General features: G+C 37.3%; 22 protein-coding genes. 6 read left to right on the plus strand and 16 right to left on the minus strand.

All coding sequences use genetic code 11. The annotated features are described in order from the left end of the window. A partial coding sequence (locus tag AC1DOS_RS00005) for a transposase (protein ID WP_477536038.1) occupies nt 1-126 on the plus strand: 126 nt, incomplete at its 5' end. Between the two features lie 116 nt (nt 127-242). Here the strand turns inward: AC1DOS_RS00005 and AC1DOS_RS00010 are convergent. Together AC1DOS_RS00010 and AC1DOS_RS00015 are read right to left on the minus strand one after the other, a co-directional pair. Continuing rightward, on the minus strand, nt 243-1,043 hold the full coding sequence (locus tag AC1DOS_RS00010) for an alpha/beta fold hydrolase (RefSeq protein ID WP_108585543.1): 801 nt from the start codon (nt 1,041-1,043) through the stop codon (nt 243-245). A 78-nt stretch (nt 1,044-1,121) separates the two neighbouring features. Continuing rightward, nucleotides 1,122-1,913, minus strand: a complete 792-nt coding sequence (locus tag AC1DOS_RS00015) for a GNAT family N-acetyltransferase (RefSeq protein WP_477535907.1) — start codon at nt 1,911-1,913, stop codon at nt 1,122-1,124. 223 nt (nt 1,914-2,136) lie between these two features. Between AC1DOS_RS00015 and AC1DOS_RS00020 the strand changes: the two genes are divergently transcribed. After that, nucleotides 2,137-2,952 (plus strand): GNAT family N-acetyltransferase, encoded by an 816-nt coding sequence (locus AC1DOS_RS00020; RefSeq protein ID WP_477535908.1) that lies wholly within the window; start codon nt 2,137-2,139, stop codon nt 2,950-2,952. A 19-nt stretch (nt 2,953-2,971) separates the two neighbouring features. On the opposite strand, the gene arsC is transcribed toward AC1DOS_RS00020, so the two are convergent. The 4 genes from arsC to AC1DOS_RS00040 all read right to left on the minus strand — a co-directional run bounded on the left by arsC (nt 2,972) and on the right by AC1DOS_RS00040 (nt 6,735). Then, complete coding sequence (gene arsC / locus AC1DOS_RS00025) at nt 2,972-3,391, minus strand: arsenate reductase (thioredoxin) (protein ID WP_477535909.1); 420 nt, start codon at nt 3,389-3,391, stop codon at nt 2,972-2,974. Nucleotides 3,392-3,405: 14 nt separating this feature from the next. Beyond that, on the minus strand, nt 3,406-4,701 hold the full coding sequence (locus AC1DOS_RS00030; protein WP_477535910.1) for an arsenic transporter: 1,296 nt from the start codon (nt 4,699-4,701) through the stop codon (nt 3,406-3,408). 14 nt (nt 4,702-4,715) lie between these two features. Then, the gene (locus AC1DOS_RS00035; protein WP_477535911.1) at nt 4,716-5,048 is read right to left on the minus strand and encodes an ArsR/SmtB family transcription factor; all 333 of its coding nucleotides are present in this window, start codon (nt 5,046-5,048) and stop codon (nt 4,716-4,718) included. Nucleotides 5,049-5,592: 544 nt separating this feature from the next. Next, nucleotides 5,593-6,735 (minus strand): M20 peptidase aminoacylase family protein, encoded by a 1,143-nt coding sequence (locus AC1DOS_RS00040; protein WP_477535912.1) that lies wholly within the window; start codon nt 6,733-6,735, stop codon nt 5,593-5,595. 319 nt (nt 6,736-7,054) lie between these two features. Here AC1DOS_RS00040 and AC1DOS_RS00045 point away from each other — a divergent pair, with 319 nt between their 5' ends. Then, nucleotides 7,055-8,419, plus strand: a complete 1,365-nt coding sequence (locus AC1DOS_RS00045; protein WP_477535913.1) for a DUF2254 domain-containing protein — start codon at nt 7,055-7,057, stop codon at nt 8,417-8,419. 76 nt (nt 8,420-8,495) lie between these two features. On the opposite strand, the gene AC1DOS_RS00050 is transcribed toward AC1DOS_RS00045, so the two are convergent. Then, complete coding sequence (locus AC1DOS_RS00050; RefSeq protein ID WP_477535914.1) at nt 8,496-9,014, minus strand: type 1 glutamine amidotransferase domain-containing protein; 519 nt, start codon at nt 9,012-9,014, stop codon at nt 8,496-8,498. 64 nt (nt 9,015-9,078) lie between these two features. Further along, a complete protein-coding gene (locus tag AC1DOS_RS00055) occupies nt 9,079-9,669 on the minus strand; it encodes a DNA-3-methyladenine glycosylase (RefSeq protein WP_477535915.1) in 591 nt (196 codons plus the stop codon). Between the two features lie 69 nt (nt 9,670-9,738). Here AC1DOS_RS00055 and AC1DOS_RS00060 point away from each other — a divergent pair, with 69 nt between their 5' ends. The 3 genes from AC1DOS_RS00060 to AC1DOS_RS00070 all read left to right on the plus strand — a co-directional run bounded on the left by AC1DOS_RS00060 (nt 9,739) and on the right by AC1DOS_RS00070 (nt 11,950). Then, nucleotides 9,739-10,041 (plus strand): nucleotide pyrophosphohydrolase, encoded by a 303-nt coding sequence (locus tag AC1DOS_RS00060; protein WP_108585553.1) that lies wholly within the window; start codon nt 9,739-9,741, stop codon nt 10,039-10,041. 88 nt (nt 10,042-10,129) lie between these two features. Beyond that, nucleotides 10,130-10,942, plus strand: a complete 813-nt coding sequence (locus AC1DOS_RS00065) for an SGNH/GDSL hydrolase family protein (protein ID WP_477535916.1) — start codon at nt 10,130-10,132, stop codon at nt 10,940-10,942. A gap of 201 nt (nt 10,943-11,143) precedes the next feature. Next, nucleotides 11,144-11,950: a YitT family protein gene (locus AC1DOS_RS00070; protein ID WP_108585555.1), complete on the plus strand. Its 807-nt coding sequence runs from the start codon at nt 11,144-11,146 to the stop codon at nt 11,948-11,950. A 68-nt stretch (nt 11,951-12,018) separates the two neighbouring features. Here the strand turns inward: AC1DOS_RS00070 and AC1DOS_RS00075 are convergent, their stop codons facing one another. The 8 genes from AC1DOS_RS00075 to AC1DOS_RS00110 all read right to left on the minus strand — a co-directional run bounded on the left by AC1DOS_RS00075 (nt 12,019) and on the right by AC1DOS_RS00110 (nt 20,513). Beyond that, nucleotides 12,019-12,921 carry an ABC transporter substrate-binding protein gene (locus AC1DOS_RS00075; protein WP_477535917.1) on the minus strand — a complete coding sequence of 301 codons (903 nt, stop codon included), beginning with the start codon at nt 12,919-12,921 and terminating at the stop codon, nt 12,019-12,021. 11 nt (nt 12,922-12,932) lie between these two features. After that, nucleotides 12,933-13,574 carry an ABC transporter permease gene (locus tag AC1DOS_RS00080; RefSeq protein ID WP_108585560.1) on the minus strand — a complete coding sequence of 214 codons (642 nt, stop codon included), beginning with the start codon at nt 13,572-13,574 and terminating at the stop codon, nt 12,933-12,935. Continuing rightward, entirely contained in the window at nt 13,567-14,544 is a 978-nt protein-coding gene (locus tag AC1DOS_RS00085; protein WP_477535918.1) for an ABC transporter ATP-binding protein, read from the minus strand. The genes AC1DOS_RS00080 and AC1DOS_RS00085 overlap by 8 nt, the downstream gene beginning before the upstream one ends. A gap of 137 nt (nt 14,545-14,681) precedes the next feature. Beyond that, nucleotides 14,682-16,334, minus strand: a complete 1,653-nt coding sequence (gene abc-f, locus AC1DOS_RS00090) for a ribosomal protection-like ABC-F family protein (protein WP_477535919.1) — start codon at nt 16,332-16,334, stop codon at nt 14,682-14,684. A gap of 412 nt (nt 16,335-16,746) precedes the next feature. Then, the gene (locus tag AC1DOS_RS00095; RefSeq protein ID WP_477535920.1) at nt 16,747-17,607 is read right to left on the minus strand and encodes a GNAT family N-acetyltransferase; all 861 of its coding nucleotides are present in this window, start codon (nt 17,605-17,607) and stop codon (nt 16,747-16,749) included. A gap of 149 nt (nt 17,608-17,756) precedes the next feature. Further along, the gene (gene tatC, locus AC1DOS_RS00100) at nt 17,757-18,575 is read right to left on the minus strand and encodes a twin-arginine translocase subunit TatC (protein WP_477535921.1); all 819 of its coding nucleotides are present in this window, start codon (nt 18,573-18,575) and stop codon (nt 17,757-17,759) included. Nucleotides 18,576-18,587: 12 nt separating this feature from the next. Further along, on the minus strand, nt 18,588-18,788 hold the full coding sequence (gene tatA / locus AC1DOS_RS00105; protein ID WP_108585565.1) for a twin-arginine translocase TatA/TatE family subunit: 201 nt from the start codon (nt 18,786-18,788) through the stop codon (nt 18,588-18,590). Between the two features lie 15 nt (nt 18,789-18,803). After that, a complete protein-coding gene (locus AC1DOS_RS00110; protein ID WP_108585566.1) occupies nt 18,804-20,513 on the minus strand; it encodes a GMC family oxidoreductase in 1,710 nt (569 codons plus the stop codon). Nucleotides 20,514-20,529 lie beyond the last annotated feature (16 nt).

Raw genomic sequence — 20,529 nt, forward strand, 5'->3', positions numbered from 1 at the left:
GTATGTATGCGTTGGACAACGTTAAGGGGACTTAAAAAATTGTCGATGCAGGCGATGCTTACTTTCGCTGCCATGAATTTAAAAAAACTCGCCAGCTGGACATGGCGAGCTCCAAAAATGGCATAAATAATGACCTCGCAGAGGTCTACTATTCTCAATAATCGATTCAAATCCAATAAAAATAAAAAAAGGGGTTCGGAATGAGACCATTCCGAACCCCTTTTGTCTACAGTCTGAAGCTATCACCCAGTTGAGGTGATAGCTTTTGTTTTTTGTTTAGTTGAAATAAAGTCGATCGACAGCCGATTAAATATATCCGGTTGATCAATGTTACACACATGACCTGATTCTTTAATTTTAATGAGTTTAAATTCTGCGTTACGCTTCACCACTTCTTCTACTGGTGGCATAAACAAGTAATCCTCCACTCCCATTAAGAATAGGGTTGGTATGGAATTTGTTTTCATTTGCAACCTAGATAAATAAGGGTTAATTAGCTTAGTTAATGAGAACCATTTAATAAACTCTTTTTGACACATTTTCTTCGCTTGGTTTACGAAAATTGAACGTGATTCTTCATGACGCTTTTTCGGCATGATAATCCAGGCGAATAATTTATATAGCAACATATAAGGAATAAAACGCTTTGTCACACGTCCTGTCCATAATAATAGTTTTGTTCGGATATCCAATCGAATAACAGCTCCGCCTAATATGAGGGAAGATATTCGTTCAGGAAAACGTTCTGCTATCGTTTGGGCAACAATTGTTCCGAGTGACATACCAATGACATGTGTGCGTTTTATATTTAATTCATCTAAGACAGTTTTCACTTCATCTGCAATATGGACAAATGAATCGCCTTTCTTCCAACGTCCACGAGCAGATTTGCCGTGTCCTCGAAGGTCGATTAATAAGACATTATGTGCTTTTCTAAACTCTCGTATTTGCTTGTACCAAATGGAAGAACTCCCACCCGCTCCATGAACAAAAGATACCCAAGGCGCATCAGGTGATACGATATAGGTTTTATAATGAAGCATTGTGTTCAAACTCCTCTAGCAGTCTATTTTCTCTATTAAACCACCTGACATGCTGTGGCATCAACAGATTTCGCTAGATTAATATGTCCACATGCTCCATTTCCCTATGTCTACGAAGCCTATTCGCTTATAGATAGCACCTGCAGAGGGGTTGTCATAAAACAGACACAACATCTTATTTTCTTCTAATAACTCACGACATAGCTTCGACATACAGTAAGTTGCTAATCCTTTTTTCTGATGACTAGGTAAAGTTCCCACACCCACAATCATCGCAGATTGACTGTTTTCAGCTGCGCTTGATGCCGAACTAATGATGGTGCCTTGATCTTTGATAAAGTACGCACGTGCGAGTCCTTTTTCTAAAGAAACTTGCTTATGCTCGACACTATAATTACCTTCAGCAAATTCCGGAATAGCTTTCATTTGATTAATTATATCTCTAGCATCATCAACTCGGGCTTTCTCTAATGTGATTTCGGCTGGTATTGTTGGGAGTAATTCTGCCGATTCGCATTTAGCGTAATAGAGAACGCGTGGCTTTTTCGGTTTTGCGGTTATATAAGGAGTTAACTTATTAACGATTTTTTCAATTCCAGACAAGTAACTGAACGATACATCCTTATTAATAATAGTTGCGATTCCTTTTGCATCAAAATCTCCTGGTGCATAGACAATGAAGTTTTTATCATATTTCAACAGGACAGCTCTTAGGTTTCCTTGATCATTGAAATCACCCCATAGGGTTTGGATTGACGAATGAAAACCATGACCTTCAATATCTCCAATTATAAAGACATTTTCAGCTGGTTCTTGTGATACAAAATTCATTGTCAGTTGGCGATCTATTTCTTGTAATTGCCTTATCATGTGACTTCTTCACTCCTTAGCACTTTAGTCTATATTTCGTTTACAAAGAAGTATTGTTACTTTATAACGTTATTCCATAATAATTCCATTATCATATCAAATATTACCTATTATTTTCATTTTTATAGAAAAATTACTCTTAAAGCAGTGTATAATACTTATTAAAATGATAATATTACACTAATCAGCAAGCATTTCTTTTGATACAGAAAAGAGGTTATTTATGGTAAAGAAAATGGAGAAAAAGTACATACCTTTAGAATCTTTTTTTGCAGAAGTTTCACAAAATGAAGTCACGCTTACATATACTGCTATCGAAAATATCGTCGGTCAACCCTTACCAAATGCTGCTTTTCTGAATAGTAGTTGGTGGAAAAAAACGAAACCACCTGCAACACACTATTTAGCTTGGATGAACTCTGATTATACAATAAAAGAAATAGACTTAGGACGGTCAATCACTTTTATTAAAGAGTCCGATGAGATTAATGTGAATAGTTCTTCTCCTAATCCTAAAAATATATTAATTATTCGCCCTGTTGATTTAGATGATGCACGTTCTTTTATACATCTTCAACAAGATATTGATTCAGAATCTGACTTTATGCTTTTCGGCAAAGAAGAGCGCAAAATATCAGTTCAAGCCATCCGCAAGCGAATTGGAGAATGGAAAAAATCCGATACTTCCAGAATATTTGTCGGTATCCTTAATGGAGAATTTGCTGGCTTTGTCGCTGTAGTTACTGGCCCATCTCCTCGAGCAAGTCACCGTGCTTCTATCGTAATTGGTGTACGTAAAGCTTACTATGGAAAAAGTGTTGGTACATCGTTAATGACTAAAGCAGAAGCGTGGGCACAAGAAGTTGGCATTTCTCGTTTAGAACTTACAGTGATTGAACGCAATTTTCCCGCATTAGCCCTTTATAAGAAAATGGGATATACCACAGAAGGCACGCGAATTAATTCCTTATTCATTAATGGTGAATATCTAAATGAATTGTATATGGGGAAATATATAAAAGGTGACGACGTGAAATAAATCACGTCGTCGCTTTTGTTTATCTTCCAGATTTCGAAAACTCTTCAATTCTTGCATCAATTTCATCACGGACTCTTTGAAACACAGCCCACTTCTCTTCTTCCGTGCCTTCAGCTCGTGCAGGATCGTCAAAGCCCCAATGCCAGCGTCTCACATGAGGTGGAGTCATTGGACATTTGACGTCAGCATCCCCGCACAATGTCACTACGAAGTCTGCTTTATTTAATAGCTCAGTATCAATCATATCCGATGTTTGGTTACGAATATCTATACCCACTTCATCCATCGCTTTAATGGCTATTGGATTAAGTCCATGTGCCTCAATACCAGCTGAATATACATTATACTTTTCACTTAAGTACTTATGACCAAATGCTTCAGCCATCTGTGAGCGGCATGAATTGCCGGTACATAAAAAATAAAATATTTTCTTTTCCATGAGTATCATCCTTTTTAATGAATTAGAGTTAACCATAAATAAAGTCCAGTTAAGGTAATGAATAAAGTAGGAACTGTTAATATTACACCTAGTTTAAAGTAATATCCCCATGCTATTTTTACGCCTTTTTGACTTAATACATGCAACCATAGTAAAGTCGCAAGAGAACCAATTGGTGTCATTTTCGGGCCTAAGTCAGCCCCGATAATATTTGCATAAATGAGAGCTTCTCGCATCACACCAGTTGTATTAGTATCGGCAATCGCAAGAGCGTCAATCATGACTGTTGGCATGTTGTTCATAACTGCGGATAGAATTGCCGCGATAAAGCCCATACCAAGTGTTGCAGTATATAAACCATGATTAGTTGTCCATTCAATTACTTCTGTTAACACTGAAGTTAAGCCAACATTACGAAGTCCATATACAACGACATACATACCAATTGAGAAAAAGACAATAGCCCATGGAGCGCCTTTGATTACATTTTTCGTGTGAACTGCCGAGCTTCTACGTGCAATGAACAAGAAGATTAGAGCTACACTTATTGCAATAAAGGAAACGGGAATATTGAATGATTCGCTTAAGAAATAACCAATCAATAATATGCTAAGTACATACCATGAAACATGGAACATGCGAATATCTTTTAACGCTGCTTTCGGCTCTTTTAACATCTTCTCGTCAAAATGTTTCGGGATTGATTTTCCAAAGAATAAATACAGTACCAACATACTCGCTGCAACACTAAATAAGTTTGGAACAAACATGCGCGATGCATATTCGATAAATCCAATGCCAAAGAAATCTGCAGATACGATATTTACTAAGTTACTGATGACAAAAGGAAGTGATGCGGTATCTGCAATAAATCCGGAAGCCATAATAAACGGTAAAATCATCTTATCTTTAAAATCAAGTGCACGAACCATAGCTAATACAATCGGTGTCAGGATGAGGGCTGCACCATCGTTTGCAAACAAGGCTGCTACTACCGCTCCAAGTAACGTGACCAGTAAGAACATGCGAATTCCGCTTCCTTTTGCAAAGCGAGCCATATGTAGGGCTGCCCATTCAAAGAACCCAATTTCGTCTAAAATTAACGAAATGATAATTAACGCAATAAACGTTAATGTAGCATTCCAAACAATTTCGGTTACATCAATTACGTCTTGAAGATTCACAACGCCTACTAGAAGGGCAATTGCAGCTCCAGCCATTGCTGACCAACCAATTGAAAGCCCCTTAGGTTGCCATATTACAAAAATTAACGTCACAATAAAAACTATACTTGCTAACCATAAATCCATTTTGAAACCTCCGCTTATGCTTCACACATGACTTTTTTTCCTTCTTTAATTAAGTCTTCTACCGTCCGGGTTGGAGCGGGTAGTAAACTGAGTAAATGTATCAATACAGGAAGTTGAGGGTGTCGAACCTGCAATGACCAAATTGTCCAGCGACCTCGTTTTTCTTCACTTACAATGCCCGCATCTTTTAATTTACGCATATGCTGACTAATTGCGGGTTGGGTCATTTGCAGMAATTCGGTCAGTTCACATACACATAATGATTGATGCATGAGATAGCTTAGAATTCTAAGACGATTTTGATCACCAATGCCTTTTAAATATTGTTCCATTGCTAAATAATCCATAAGCATCTCCTTATCTATTTATGAATAATTTCATTATATAAGCATGTCCTTATGAATTCAATGGACAATGCAGAAACTGCTTTATTCTAAGAAGAGATCCATAAGTTCAACTGAAGAAGATAAGGTTCCAGGTCGCTTAGGACGCTTTACCTGCTGCACCATGTGCTATAGAACAAAGGGATGGGGGAATGTGGCGAAGTCACATTCCCCCATTACTTTTCATTAGGTAAAGATGCAGCATGATGCTTTCAAAAGCTCCCCGGAAACCTGAGTGATAAAGTGGTTTTAGGTTTCATGGTTGCCACTAAACAGTTCCAGTCCGCTTGAGAAGCTTTAAATTCTGTACCTAGCCTTAATCTTAAGAACAAAGTTGACTAGCTATAAATACACTTTCTTCTTTCGAAAAGTAGCGCAGCGAAATAAAACCATTAATAAGCCTTATATAGGTAGAAGTAATGAAAGTTTGAGTGCCAAGATCACCTGTAAGAGTAAGGGGGATGTGACTTAGTCACATCCCCCTTACTCTTATCTAGAAAAAAGTGTTTTAAACTTTCTTGTTATTATTGATTAATTGAATGGCATTAAGAATGGTGTTGGTTAGAATTTCAATGCCTGTATAAATACTCTCATGATTGAATGTCATTTTCGGATGATGCAGTCCTGGAGACAACCCGCATCCTAGACCGAGCATCGTCGCTTTTAAATTGGGTTTATGTAGGGAGTAAAAATGAAAGTCTTCACCACCTGGAGTCGTGATCCGTGGTTCCAATTTCTCTGCACCTAAAACTGTGATAATGGCTTGTTCCATAAGATCATATGCTTCTTCATTTACAATGGCTGCTACTAATCCTTCGTGCATTTTAAATTTCATTTTAACGTGATATATGGATTCTACACTGCGAAGAACTTCATTCACTTTTATCCGAAGAATCCGCATGGCTTCATTGGTTTGAGCACGTGCATCTAGTGTAAATGATGCTTTTCCTGGGATGATATTGCCTGTTTCACTACCCGCATGCAACTTGGTCATTTTTACGGAATAAGGGACGAGTGGATCCATTCGAATGCCTTCTAAACCATGAACAATTGCTGCACCTACTTCAATTGCATTTTGACCGAGATGTGGCCTAGCAGCATGAGCATCTTCTCCTTCAATTGTACCTTTTATGATACCAGCAGCTCCATGACATATAGCAGCCGATGCTGTACAATCTGGAATTTCTTGAATGGGTCGAAGGTGGACTCCAAATAAATAATCTACATCGTCTAAGACACCTTGCTTAAGCATCTTTAAAGCGCCTTGTCCTTTTTCTTCAGCCGGTTGAAATATCCATTTAAAGCGAATATCTTTCGGAAATCCTACTTCTTTCATCTTCAATAAAGTACCTATACCAATGGTCATATGAGCATCATGACCACATGAGTGATTTGCTTTGAATACTCCATCTACTTCTTGCCAAAGTGCATCCATATCTGCGCGAATGCCGATACATGTTGGACCTTCCCCGATCTCAACAACCAAACCTGTGCTGTCATCAAATGTTCGAACGCTAAATCCTTCTTGTTCAATCAGTTTTTTTAAGTAAGCTGTTGTCTCAACTTCTTTCCAACTGATTTCTGGATGTTCATGTAAATACGTAAATATTTCGTATATTCTTGACCTGTTGGATTCCTTGCCGTCTTTCATATCTTTCACCTCATGAATATGTTGTTTCTATTACATTATCCTATTTCGAGTGAAAGTATTAGGCTTTTTTTCAGAAATATAAAGTTAACAAGTACAATACCGAAAATGAGGGTATTGTATTTAAGGCTATGTTATAAAAAAGGATAGTATAAGGTGGTTTTTTGGGGTAAACAATATGAAGTATTGGCTTTTAAATACGGCATTATGTTCCCTTACTGTTAAATCAATTATTAAAATTCTCTAAGTATAAACATAATCATTCCATCTTTTTTTAGCCTTGCAACAGTAATAATGCCTTTTAGAAAGGACATTACAAATAATGAAAACATATCTTCTAGATAAGTATTTAAAAAAATACACAAGGATGTCAGAAAGGGAGCTAGCCCATCAAGTTAAGTCAAACTTATGGTTTACCCCCGTGCTTTACGTCCTTTTTTCCATGATTTTATTAAGTGTAACTTTAAATGGTGACTTGAATTACGGTATGGGCAATAAAATGATATCGTATTTTGCCGTAGATTATGAACTAACTCTTTCTCTCTTAAGCGTCCTTACTGCAGCTACCTTAACGATTACAATATTCACATTCAACTTGGTATTAGTTGTTTTCACTACTTTTTCTGGACAGTTTTCCCCTCGTATTCTTAAAAATTTTATATCTAGCAAAGCGACACAGCGTGTTTTAGGGATTTTTACTGGTAGCTTTATCTATGTTCTTTTATCCTTATTCTTTCTTAATAAAAGAATCACTGAGTATTATTTTGCTGTTCCTATTACAGCGACTTTTTTAGCAATCTTTTCGATGGCCACTTTTATATTTTTTATTAATCATGCAGTTGCGTGGTTACAAGTGAATCAATTGACGGATGACATGAAAAAAGAAGCATTGGAAATTGTAAAAGGAACTTTGAAAGATGAACTAGATAGTTACAAAGTAAAAGATTTCAGTGACACAGATGCAGATATTCGGAACGGAAAGGGACTCCAAATTAAAGCAGGTACACCGGGCTATATTCAACTCGTGGATTTTATCTCTATGATCGAAGAAGCTAAAAAAGATGACATTATGATGAGGTTTGAGCACACAATCGGGAGCTACGTGTTTGAAAGTACACCACTTTTGACTTATTGGAAAAAGCGTGAGATGACAGTAGATGAAGATAAATATTTGGCGTTTTTTAGCGTTAGAAAGAAACAGACTGAAGTTCAAGATATTGAATTCAGCATAAATAAACTAGTCGAGGTTGCTATAAGAGCGCTTGGAAATTACGACCCCAAGACAGCAACTACTGCTATTTACCAAGTTAGCGAAGTGCTTGTTTCTATTTCACTAGTAACCGATTTTTCTAATTATTTAGCAGATGATGAGAATAACCTTCGACTCATATTGCAAAAAAGAGATTTTAATCACTATTTGTACAATGGATTAGGGTATATCAGACACTATGCGAAAGATAATGTTATTGTTTCAACGGACATCTTAAAAGCTTTGGATTTGATGGCTAAATCGCTTAATCCACGCGATTATCAATCAGTTTGGGATTTTGCAATACACACCGCACTTGGTTTTGAAAATCTTTTTCTTTTTGAACAAGACAGCCAACAATTTTATCTGGCCTTATATAACTTAGCCACTACTACTAACAATCAAAGAGACTATGAAAAATTCCTAAAAAAAATGTAATTCCACTCAAGGAAGCAGCAACAAGGATGGGTTATTCAAACAAAAAAATGTCCCGTAAAAACGGGACATTTCATGCTTATAGTTGTTCTAATAATTTTAGGGATTCACGATTAAATGCTGGAATATCTTCAGGTTGTCGACTTGTTACCAATTGATTTTGGCAAACAACTACTTCTTTATCTACAAATTTTGCACCGGCATATAACATATCTTGAGCAATCGATTTATAACCAGTTGCATCACGACCTTCTAACGCTTTAGCCGAAATCAATAGCTGAGGACCATGACATATTGCAAAAACTGGTTTCTTTGAATTCATAAAGGCTTTTGTGAATTCCACAAACCGTTCATCGGCACGTAATTGGTCAGGCGAAAAACCACCTGGGAGGAACAAAGCGTCAAAGTCTTCTGGTTTCACATCGTCGATACTATGGTCAATCTTCACCTTCGCTTCCCCTTGTTTGCCATTCACTTCTTTGCCTGCTTCTTTTTCAATAGTAAATACTTCATGTCCCGCTTCGTTAAAAGCCCTTGACGGATCCATATACTCAATGTCTTCAAACATATTCGTGATTAAAGTTGCAATTTTAGCCATTTCTAAATCACTCCTTAAAGTTTGTTCACCATTAATATTCCACTAAAATATCCCATTAAACCTATTATCGATATTTTGAGACCATTGGATGGCCCTTTTCAGAAAACCGATAAGGGTAATCTACCGCTTCTCCAGTATTTTGAATCCCTACACGTGGACCTATTTCAAGTTCTTTCACACCTGGACCTGGTGCAATGAAAAGTGGTTTTTCTGTCCAATGATGACCATAGAAACTCATAGTCACACCTAGCGCCTTAGAAAGCTTACCCGGACCGTTTGTCCAATTTTTTATTGCTGTTGTTCCGCGAAATTGTTGCATTAATTCATGACCAACAATGGGTTCTCCAGCTCGTATCAAGATAGCCTCAGGTTTACCGATAGGACCACTAACAACGTTCATCAATGTATGTGTGTGCATTTGATAGGTATAAACAAGTCCTGGCTCTCCAAACATTACTTCAGTTCGCTTCGTTCGCCGATTACCAAAACTATGTGCCGCTCGATCTTCAGATCCCATATATGCTTCAGTTTCAATTATTTTTACGACCAATAAACCATCAGGATGCTGATGAACAAGATATTGACCAACTAAGTTTTGAGCAAGTTGAATCGTTGGTTGTTGAAAAAAGCTAGTTGAAATTGGTTGGAAATTCATGTGCATTTCTCCTTCTTTTATTTATACTTTAACAATACATAGAATTTTATCGAAACGGGGAAACTACAGATGAAAGAAATTATCCAAGAAATACAACAATTTAGAAATGATCGAAACTGGGACGGTAATCACGATGCACGGAACTTAGCTATTTCCATCTCGCTCGAAGCAAGTGAGCTGCTAGAATGTTTCCAGTGGCGGTCTCCAGAAGATGCAATTGCTCATGATAAACAAGCGATTGTTGATGAAATGGCCGATGTATTTATTTACTTGTTGCAGTTTTCCGATGTAATTGGAGTAGATTTAATCGAAGCAGCACGTGATAAAATGAAGAAAAATGCCATAAAATATCCGATTGGGACAAAATCATAAGGAATTTACTATACACTACTTTCTTCCTATTGAGTAATTGATGACTGAATATTACATTAATTATATAAAAAAATAAGGAGTTGACCGCATGAACAAATGGAAGTGGTTAATTTGGATCACTGCGGGTACACTCCTCTTCTATAGTAGAAATGATGTACACCAGGATCAAGTTAGTGCAAATGAATCATCTGTTAAAACTTACGACCCGAAATACAATCCAAATCAATCTCTCGCCGACTACTTAATTTTCCGCGCCATGATTTGCGGCGAAGCGAAAATGGCAGTGACTGGTAGCAGCGTAACTCGCGGAACAGGGTCTACTAATCAAACAAAAACTTGGCGTGGACGTATTGAAGTTAATCTTCGGAATTCGAATCCAGCTTTGGAGAGGTTCACGATTTCAAATCATGGGTACTCTGGATATACATCGGTAGGGTTACTTGAAGATCGTGTCACTGAACCAATTTTAAAAGAGCAGCCAGACATATTGTTTATTGAAACATCCGTCATTAATAATCACAATAAAAATGTCTCGTTGGAAGACACTTTTAACTCTTTAGATTCACTATACCAATTGTATTCACAGGCCTTACCAAATACACGGATTGTATTCTTATCGCCAAACCCTTGTACATCGAATAAATTCGGGCCAACACTCAATCAGTTTGGTCTCAAATATACGGATTATGTCGATGAAACTTCAACTTATATAAAAAAACAAGGTTGGAATTACTTTGATACACATGGTGCAATGCTGTATAACATGTCTTCAAAAAACATACCACTCCCTTCAACATTAAAAGATGGGATTCATCCAAACGACCGGGGTTACAAAATTTGGGCAGATGTCTTATGGCCTTTTGTACAACAAAAACAAGGTACTTTGCCACACTCTATGTAGAAATCTACTGAATGTTGTAAGCAGAAAATCAAAGAGCTTATACGTTTTCCCTCTGTTACAATGGAACACATATAGTAGTACGTTGATTGAGCTCATGTTTGTTCGTACATTACTGGTGTGGATTGTATAGCGAGCACAACTCATCCCTTTTTGGGGGATGGGTTTTTTATTAAGTACTTATTCACGAAAAGAGGTTACGAAGTGAAGAATTTGATTGTCATACTAGGTTCACTGATTGTTGCATTTGCCTTTAATTTTTTTCTTGTTCCTTACGGTATTTTAAGTAGTGGAATTAGCGGTATTGCTATATTAATTGGATTAATCACTCCCTTTAATACTGGCTTGTTGAATCTGGTCTTTAATATACCTTTATTAATTTTGGGCTATTACAAACTTGGAAAAACCATTACTATCAATACAATGATTTGTGTAGTTTCACTTTCCATCTTCCTATATTTACTGCCAACAGTTAGAGTCACCGATAATATATTACTTTCTACCGTTTTTGGTGGGGTTATAGGAGGAATAGGAATTGGGATAATATTGAAATACGCTGGTACTTCGGGTGGATTGGATATTATTGCGATAATGATTTCACGAACTAGTAATGTCAGTATCGGTCTTCTTCTCACAAGTATGAATGGCGTAATTGTCCTTATATCTGGATTTGTATTCAACTGGGATTTAGCATTATACACACTTTTGTCTATCTATTTGACGGGTAAAGTGATTGATACCATTTTCACTGATCACGTCAAATTAACTATGCACATAGTTACCACAAAAGGAGACTTAATTCGAAATGATTTAATACAATCAGTCTATCGAGGTATTACTATCACAGAAGGATACGGGGGCTATACACAAGAGAAAAAACAAATATTAATGATGGTTGTTACACGATACGAAACGATGCAAATTAAAAAGATTGTTCACAATCATGATGAAGCAGCATTTATTAATATATTTGAAACTGTTGAAGTCGTTGGGAATTTCGCTAAAAATTAGAATAGTTAAGAGGAACAGAAGTTCAACAATAAAAGAGAGACTGCAAAAGCAGCCTCTCTTTTATTATTTCACTCTTCGATTAATCCTTTTTCAATTAAGAAATCACGAGCTACATCTTCAGGTTTTTCTTGATCAATATCAACACGAGCATTCATTTTTTGCATATCTTCAAGTGAAATCTTTCCAGCTAATTCGTTTAACACGTCTTCAAGTTCTGGATAAGTTTCTAGAGTTTCTTGACGCACAAGAGGTGCTGCATCATATTTTGGGAAGAAGCCTTTGTCATCTTTTGTAATCTCTAAGTCAAATCGTTCAATACGGCCATCTGTTGTAAATGCGGTAATGACATCTACATCGCCTTGTTTAACCGCTTCATACATGACGTTTGGATCTAAGCTTTCCTTTTCAGAGAATTCAAATGGATATTCTTTGACCATTGCTTCATACCCATCTCCTGGTCGCTCATAAAAAGCATGAGGTGCGCCGAACACGATGTCTTCTGATTTTGATGCTTCAACTAATTCAGAATACGTTTCAGCTTTGTATGGCTTGTCTTTGCTATAAGCTAAAGTGTACGTATTTTCAAAACCAAGTGGCTCTAGCCAAGTCACGTCAAACTTCTCTTCATATCCTTTGCGAACACGTTCTAATACACTTTCAGAACTTTCGCCTTGTTTAAGATCTTCCTCTAATACCGATTGCAAACCAGTACCCGTATATTCAACATAGATATCGATATCACCTTTTTCAATCGCAGGTGTTAATATCGCCACTTCACCGAGTCCTTCATTATATTCCACATCATAATCCGTTTTAGCTTCTACATATTGGCCTAAAATTTGAGGTAAAATATATTGCTCTGTGAATTGTTTTCCACTAATAACAATAGGTTCATTTTTATCACTTGAAGACCCACAACCTACTAATGCGACTGATGCTAGTAGAACTAATCCGGCAAAACGTTTTTTCATAGAATTTCCTCCTATTGTGTTTTCATTCCTTTTGGTGTTGCTTTCTTTTCCACCCATTTTAATAATAAGTCAAAACTAATAGCTAGTAGCGCAACAGGAAGTGCTCCTGCTAAGACGAGTGAATTATTATACGATTGTAAACCTCGATAGATAACGTCACCTAAACCACCGGCTCCTACAAATGTAGCAAGCGTGGCAATTCCGACTGTTAAAACCGTTGCAGTGCGAATTCCCGCCATAATAAAAGGTAAGGCGAGTGGGAATTCTATTTGTTTTAGTATTTGCGTTCTTGTCATTCCCATTCCTCTACCCGCTTCTATGATGGACGAATCTACAGAAGTAAGTCCCGTGTATGTATTACGTAAAATGGGTAAAAGCGCATAAATAATAAGTGCAATAAGTGCCGTGTTTGAGCCAATTCCCATAAGTGGTACTAGAAAACCGAATAAAGCTAAACTAGGAATTGTTTGAAAAACTGCCGTTACTCCTATTACTGGTTCAGCGTATTTACGATGTCGAGCAATTAAAATACCTAGAGGCAATGCGATAGCTATTCCGATTGCCAATGCTACGAACGATAAATAAATATGCTCGAAAAACGCTTGTTGAATAAGGTCAGAGCGGCTTTGAATTGTTTCCAAGAAGTCAGTCATAAGAAGACGCACCTACTTCCTTAGCTAAGACTGCTTTCAGTAATGACGTTTGGTCGATGTAACCTACGAATTCTTCATTTGTATAGATAGCCAATACATCTGTCTGAGGTTGCTCTAAGAGAGCAATTGCTTTTTCTACATCTTCTGATGAATTTATTGAGACTACCTGCTCGCCTATTTTCGCTTGTTTATAGTACGATGACAGCTCGCTAATTTTCCGTTGGCCAAATGAACGCTGTCGATTGATTCGATCTTGTCCGATAAAGTTACGAACGAAGTCATTTGCAGGTTCATGAATCAGATCATGTGCCGAACCCGTTTGCTCCACTTTTCCAGCGCGTAGTACAATAATATGGTCGGCTATTTTTAAAGCTTCGTCCATGTCATGCGTGACAAAAACAATGGTTTTTTGAATTCTTTGTTGAAGATTTCGCAACTCATCTTGAAGTTGTTCTCGGCTAATTGGATCAAGTGCGCTGAAAGGCTCATCCATTAGCACGATATTTGGATCTCCAGCGAGTGCCCGAACAACTCCTACACGTTGTTGCTGTCCTCCGCTAAGTTCAAGAGGAAAACGATGTAAATACGTCTCGGGATCAAGTCCTGTGATATTCATTAGTTCGCTTACACGTTCTTTCGTTTTTTCTGCACTCCAACCCTTTAATGTGGGTACCAGTGCAGCATTCTTGGCAATTGTCATATGAGGAAATAAGCCAATACGCTGAATGACATAACCGATGGAACGTCGGAGCTCCACCTCATCGCGATCTTTAATAGATTGTTCATCAATTAATACATCACCCGATGTTGGTACTTCCAAGTGGTTTATCATCTTCATTAATGTGGTTTTTCCACAACCACTTGGACCTATAATCACGGTTAATTTGCCTGTTGGAATAGTTAATGAAACATCTTTTAAAGCTTCAGTTCCGTCTGCAAATCGCTTCGTTACTTGGTCAAATCGTATCACAGCGTCAGCCCCTTTTTAAGCTTCAGTAGGTATATCTTTTTCTATTACCCTTAATTCATTCGACATATGCACTATCTCTTATTATTTTCTTCTTAATAACACATCCACTCAACTAGTTTCACCGAGTGGATGTGAGCTTACTCTTTCAGTGCTTTTATTTRTTTGCATAATTCGTTGAATCGTTGATCYAATTCAGCGTATTTACCGTCTGTTTTTGGCATAAAGCTAATTTTTCCAAGGAGCGCTTGTCGCTCTATTTCTAGCTTCAGCAACTGCTGCTGTTGAAACGTCTCGTTCTGGTGATTATTCCACTCAGCAAATGTCATGTCTACTTTTTTCATTGATTTATCTTCAAAAACAAGGAGCTTGTTTGCAATTTTATCCAAAAAATAACGGTCATGAGTCACAAGAATTATCGTGCCTGGATAAGTAGACAAGGTTTGTTCCAGTTGTTCACGGGAAGGCAAATCCAAATGATTGGTAGGTTCATCTAATAACAAAACGTCTTTTTGTTCCATCATGAACGCCATTAGTTTCAACTTTAATCGCTCTCCCATACTCAAAGAGCCTATTGGTAGACGCCAATGTTCTTTCCCAAAACCTAAGTTTGTCATTAACGTTTGAATTTGTCCTCGCTCGTCAAAATCTTGTGGGTCGAACCATTCTTCAGGTGTCTTCTTTTCTGGTAAGTCTTCTACTGTTTGTTGCAAATAGCCAATACTCATAGCACTGGTTTTCCACAAGTCACCTTCAAACGTTTCTTGCCCCATAAGCATGCGCAACCAAGTAGACTTCCCACAACCGTTTGGTCCAATAAGAGCAATACGTTCGCCTCGTTGAATGGTAAACGAAGCTTTTTCCCATAATACTTGCTCACCAAATCTTTTCGAGAGTCTTTTAGCCTCAATCACTCGATGTCCTTGCTTTTGATTGCCTTCAATTGAAAACGAAATTTCTTTTTCTTCTAACGGTCTGTCGATTTTCGCTTTTGCAAGTTCACCTTCCAAACGCTTACGTTTTGAGCGAATCTGAGTGTCCATGCGTTTGGCTTTCGAACGATAGAACTCTTTAAATCCATCTTGTTTTGTTGAGTCGGCATGTGCTTTAGATGACCAATTTTGAAGTGATGCAATTTGTTCATCAATCCGCGTGATTTTTTTTTGTTGCGCATCGTACAATCGCGAATGTACCTTGCGTCGTTCTTCTTTTTCCAATCGATAGGTAGTATAATTCCCTTCATATGCAGTTACTCTTTGGTGTTCTACTTCCCAAATAGTGGTAGCTACTTCATCTAAAAAATAGCGATCATGTGAGACGATAATCAAGGTACCCGAAAAGGATTTAACGAGTTTCACCAGTTCTTTTAAACTTTGTTGGTCTAGATGGTTTGTTGGTTCATCTAAAAGTAACAACTGAACATGACTTGAAAATGCTTGTGAAAGCCTTTTTTTCATTCGTTCTCCACCACTCAATACCTCATACGAGCGATTTTTGGGAACATGCCATTTATGTGAGAGGTTATTTTCCTCTAGCTGATTGTCGATCAATTCAAAAGCTTGATCTTCTTGTCTAAAGTAATGCGTTGTAGGAGTTCCTCCTATCCAATGAATAAAACCTTCACTTGCTCCTAGCTCTCCAGCAAACAGAGACAACAGAGTGGATTTCCCTTCACCATTACCACCGACGACTCCAATACAACTTCCTTTTTTGATATCAATTGATACTTTTTGAACCACTATTTTATTGCCATATTCAATGGATACATTTTGTGTTTTACCAAGTACAACCATTCCTATTCCCCCTATTTCGAAGGTCAAAAAAATCCCTCCGAGAATTATCGGAAGGATTAAACTTACCCAAAATAGATCAGAACAAAAAACTCTTTTTTTAATAAAGAGAATTTCTGTAGTAATGAAAAATGGGCAGACCAATCCTATTTCCGATTTCGCAAAATGTTTAATTTGCTTAGAAATAAGATTAATTTTCCATTGTCCACCCATCGTCCCTTCTTGCCTCGCACCTAGAAATGATTATGTAATTTTTTCATTTCCTTACCAGTTTGTATGAATTATAGCATATCACTTTTAAATTAAGGCACAATTTAGTTAATTATTTTTTGAGTCTTAATTTTTATATGCATCACACTTGAATATCATGACCACTTATTCATACCACTATACCTTCAATTCCCTCAATTCCATGTCATAGCCCATCTTCTGAAACAAATTCAATGTGAATTGAATCTGCAATTTTTTGGTAACCGATTTCTTGGTAAATCTTGTTGGAAGTAGGGTTCATCATATCCGTGTACAGCACACAGAAGTCATAGGTCTTTAATAATTCTTCACTACCTGCTGCAACCATGGTGCGTGCATATCCTTTTTTCCTTTCTTCATGTGGAGTATAGACAAAAGATACAGTGACTCCACGTTCAGAAGGGCGCGCTTTTTTCATCATTGAAACGATTTTTCCTTTGTCTTCCCAAAAGAATACTTCTTCATCTTCCAAGAATTGATTAACCTTTTCCTTAATAGCATCTAGAGGGCTACTTTTAAGTCCCGTATCCATTTCAAATGCTTTAAACCAATTTTCAAGAATTGGCGCTTCATCTTTTCTAGCATAGCGCCACGATCCTGGACTTTTTTCGAGTGAATGATCAACTTTATCCAAACGGTATAGACCTTGGTCCATTAACAATTTTGCTTTGCATTTTGTCGTCTCTTGCCATTTCTCTGAAAATGCAGTGACTACAGATTTCACGCCAACAGCCGATTGAATAGGTAGTTTTCTTTTGAAAAGTTCATGAGCAGCAAGCGTCAAAATGTCATCTATTTTTGTTTCATCAATAATAATAAGATTCAAAGGATGGGGAGGTGTCATTTGAAATAGAGCCACAATGCAGTCTTCTACTTCAATCGTAGCCATGAACGGATTTTCATATCGCCCGGCTTTGATTCCTTGCAACACGCCATAAAACAGACTATATAAATCTTCATGTTTGCTTAAAAAAGGTTTTGCTTTATCTTCGAATTCCTGAGCTTTTGTAAACACGTTGAATTTCATACGATTTTATCTCCCTATCGTTTTTAATAGTAGATATTACACAAATCGGTAGCCAATGTCACTCTTTTTCGAATATTTAAACGAAATTGACAAATGATTCTCATTCGTTGCAATTAACAAATCTCCAAATAAAAAAACTATCGATCCCACTACTCTAAGGGGATCGATAGTTTTTCATTCAATATTTGTTTTCGTTCAAGTTTTTTAACAACCACAATACTAATTTCATACAGCAAAATCATTGGAATTAGAACCAAAAAATCGCTGATAAAGTCTGGTGGTGTCATGAGTGTCGATATTATCGCTAATACGACATAAGACCATTTTCGTACCTTTTTCATCTTATCTGAAGTCAAGATACCGATAGCTGATAAAAACATCGCAATAATTGGCAGTTCGAATAATATTCCTAAAGGCACTGTCGTCATTAACAAAAAGTGAATATATTCACTAGCAGATACCATTACTTTAAAATTCACTTCGCCAATACTGATTAAAAATTGATAACTTAAAGGATTCACAACAAAATAGCCAAAAGAAATACCGACTATGAAAAGTACAAGCATTAGTGGTGAATACAATCCAATAAATCGACTCTCTGCATGGTTCAATCCTGGTTTAACAAACTGCCAAATAAAATGAAATATAAAAGGTAGAGAAATGCCTAGCGAAAGCGCACTCGAAATCGACATATAGAATTTCACTACTTCAAGTGGCCCAAGTACGATTAATTCATTGCCCCTTGTAACATACGGAAACCATAGATTGATGGTTGAAAGTACGACAAGAAAGAAAAAAAGAAATACTGCTACACTCTTAATAATTTGCTTTCGTAAATCCGTTAAATGTTCAACAAGTGGTGATTCGTCACTGGCAGCCACATTTGCTATAACTTCTTCAACTTCTACCACTTTTTTTTTATCTAATGGACTAATTATTTTCTTATTGTGATGTTCGTATGGGTCCATTTACTTCACCTTCTATAGGATTTCAGATTTCTTTTCTTCTTTTTTTACGGGTTCATCGTCATCTATAAGTCCTCTTGTCGACTTTTTAAATTCTGAAAATGTCTTCCCAACTGCCGCTCCAATTTCCGGTAGTTTTTTCGGACCAAATACAATGAGTACAATAACCAAAATGATGATTAATCCTGGAACACCTATTGCTCCTAATCCACCCATAATAATTCCTCCTTTTTAGACGAGTGATCCACCCGATTTGCTATATTTGATAATGCCTTCCGCAGCTCGGTAAGAAAGTGCGCCCACTGTACCTGTTGGGTTATATCCTCCGTTATGAGCAAAGTTCCCTGCACCAACAACAAATAGATTTTCTGCATCCCAATGTTGCAGATATGTGTTCACAACACTATTTTCTGGACTCCCCCCCATGACTGTTCCACCTGTATTATGAGTAGTTTGGTAAGTCACAATATCATAATCCGTAATAGGCGACCTGCTTTCAACCGTCTTCGCACCCATTTCCTTCATAATTTCTGCTGATTTCTCCGATATATACTTATGCAAAGCTCGATCTTGTTCAGTAAAATTATAGGTCATTTGAAGAAGTGGTATCCCGTAAGCATCCTTGTAATTGCTATCTAACGAAAGGAAATTCTCTTTATGAGGCATCGAAGCACCCTGTGCTCCAATACTTAAAGTTCGTGTGTAATTGTAGATAGACGATTTTTTGAATTCTGCTCCCCAAGTCGGCGTATCACGCTGAATTGGATTGGTCTCAATAGGTCTTGATCCTGTTTGTGTGATTGATAGGCTACCACCGTGAATGAAGTCTAAATTACTATGATCAAAATTATCAGCATTAAAGTCATCAATGGTCATACCAAGAGCGCCTGCTCCCATAAAAGTATTCATCTGATCGTCGAAGAAACCTGACGCTCCCGGAAGTATTTGATAGCAATAGCTCCTTCCAAGAGTACCTCGACCTGTTACTGGATCATATTGATCACCGATTTTTGACACCATCAATAGCTTTGCATTATTCATGACATAACTTGATAACACGACCGCTTCTGCAGGCTGAATATATTCTTCACCAGAAAGCGTGTCCATATATTTCACACCCGTGACCTTTTTTCCGCTTTTGATCACTTCAACGACATTCGCATTGAATCGCACATCAAAATTACCGGTCTTCCTTGCAGTAGGAACAACAGTAATTTCTGGTGAGGACTTCGCTCCATACTCACAACCGAAACGTTCACAGAACCCACAATACTGGCAGGCATTTATCATTTCCCCATCTGGATTCTCATAAGCTTCAGACAAATTTGCAGAGGGCATCATTATTGGTGAATAACCCAATTCTTGTGTAGCCTTCTCAAATTTTTTCAAAATCGGTGTCTTTTTCATTGGGGGGGTAGGGAATGGGTCTTTACGCTTTAGAAAAGGATTATTATCCTCACCAGAGAGCCCGATAGTTTGTTCAAACGTATAAAAATAAGGTTCTAGTTCATCATAGGTAAGGCCCCAATCTTGGAGTAGATAATCCTTTGGTAATTTATTAGGACCATATTTTTTATCCGTCATTGTTTTTATTTGAAAATCATAAGGATAAAACCTCCATGTATGACCATTCCAGTGAGTTCCTGAACCCCCTAACCCTTCTCCCAGTAAAAAGGATCCTAATTGACGCATGGGCAATGCAGGCATTTTACGATTATTTCTAATAGTAATGGTTTCTTTTGCTAAATTTTGCATTAATTCATATCGAACTGCATAACGGTATTCATCATGTATTTTTAAATAATCTTCTGTCCCCCGCTCCTGGCCTCTCTCTAAACCAACAACCTTTAAACCAGCCTTTGCGCATTCCGCTGCAATAATGCCGCCTGTCCAACCCATACCAACTATTACAACATCTACTTTAGGTAATGTTTTAACCATTTAAAGTCCCCCCTCC

The sequence above is a fragment of the Paenisporosarcina sp. P5_A11 genome (genome assembly GCF_056400705.1).

Bases quoted from the DNA above. Each gene is read 5' to 3' on its own strand.
- tatC (WP_477535921.1), bottom strand. From the start codon at position 18,575: ATGGACCCATACGAACATCACAATAAGAAAATAATTAGTCCATTAGAT.
- AC1DOS_RS00020 (WP_477535908.1), top strand. From the start codon at position 2,137: ATGGTAAAGAAAATGGAGAAAAAGTACATACCTTTAGAATCTTTTTTT.
- AC1DOS_RS00045 (WP_477535913.1), top strand. From the start codon at position 7,055: ATGAAAACATATCTTCTAGATAAGTATTTAAAAAAATACACAAGGATG.
- AC1DOS_RS00050 (WP_477535914.1), bottom strand. From the start codon at position 9,014: ATGGCTAAAATTGCAACTTTAATCACGAATATGTTTGAAGACATTGAG.
- AC1DOS_RS00060 (WP_108585553.1), top strand. From the start codon at position 9,739: ATGAAAGAAATTATCCAAGAAATACAACAATTTAGAAATGATCGAAAC.
- AC1DOS_RS00065 (WP_477535916.1), top strand. From the start codon at position 10,130: ATGAACAAATGGAAGTGGTTAATTTGGATCACTGCGGGTACACTCCTC.
- AC1DOS_RS00075 (WP_477535917.1), bottom strand. From the start codon at position 12,921: ATGAAAAAACGTTTTGCCGGATTAGTTCTACTAGCATCAGTCGCATTA.
- AC1DOS_RS00040 (WP_477535912.1), bottom strand. From the start codon at position 6,735: ATGAAAGACGGCAAGGAATCCAACAGGTCAAGAATATACGAAATATTT.
- AC1DOS_RS00010 (WP_108585543.1), bottom strand. From the start codon at position 1,043: ATGCTTCATTATAAAACCTATATCGTATCACCTGATGCGCCTTGGGTA.
- AC1DOS_RS00095 (WP_477535920.1), bottom strand. From the start codon at position 17,607: ATGAAATTCAACGTGTTTACAAAAGCTCAGGAATTCGAAGATAAAGCA.
- AC1DOS_RS00015 (WP_477535907.1), bottom strand. From the start codon at position 1,913: ATGATAAGGCAATTACAAGAAATAGATCGCCAACTGACAATGAATTTT.
- AC1DOS_RS00080 (WP_108585560.1), bottom strand. From the start codon at position 13,574: ATGACTGACTTCTTGGAAACAATTCAAAGCCGCTCTGACCTTATTCAA.
- AC1DOS_RS00030 (WP_477535910.1), bottom strand. From the start codon at position 4,701: ATGGATTTATGGTTAGCAAGTATAGTTTTTATTGTGACGTTAATTTTT.
- AC1DOS_RS00055 (WP_477535915.1), bottom strand. From the start codon at position 9,669: ATGAATTTCCAACCAATTTCAACTAGCTTTTTTCAACAACCAACGATT.
- AC1DOS_RS00110 (WP_108585566.1), bottom strand. From the start codon at position 20,513: ATGGTTAAAACATTACCTAAAGTAGATGTTGTAATAGTTGGTATGGGT.
- arsC (WP_477535909.1), bottom strand. From the start codon at position 3,391: ATGGAAAAGAAAATATTTTATTTTTTATGTACCGGCAATTCATGCCGC.
- tatA (WP_108585565.1), bottom strand. From the start codon at position 18,788: ATGGGTGGATTAGGAGCAATAGGTGTTCCAGGATTAATCATCATTTTG.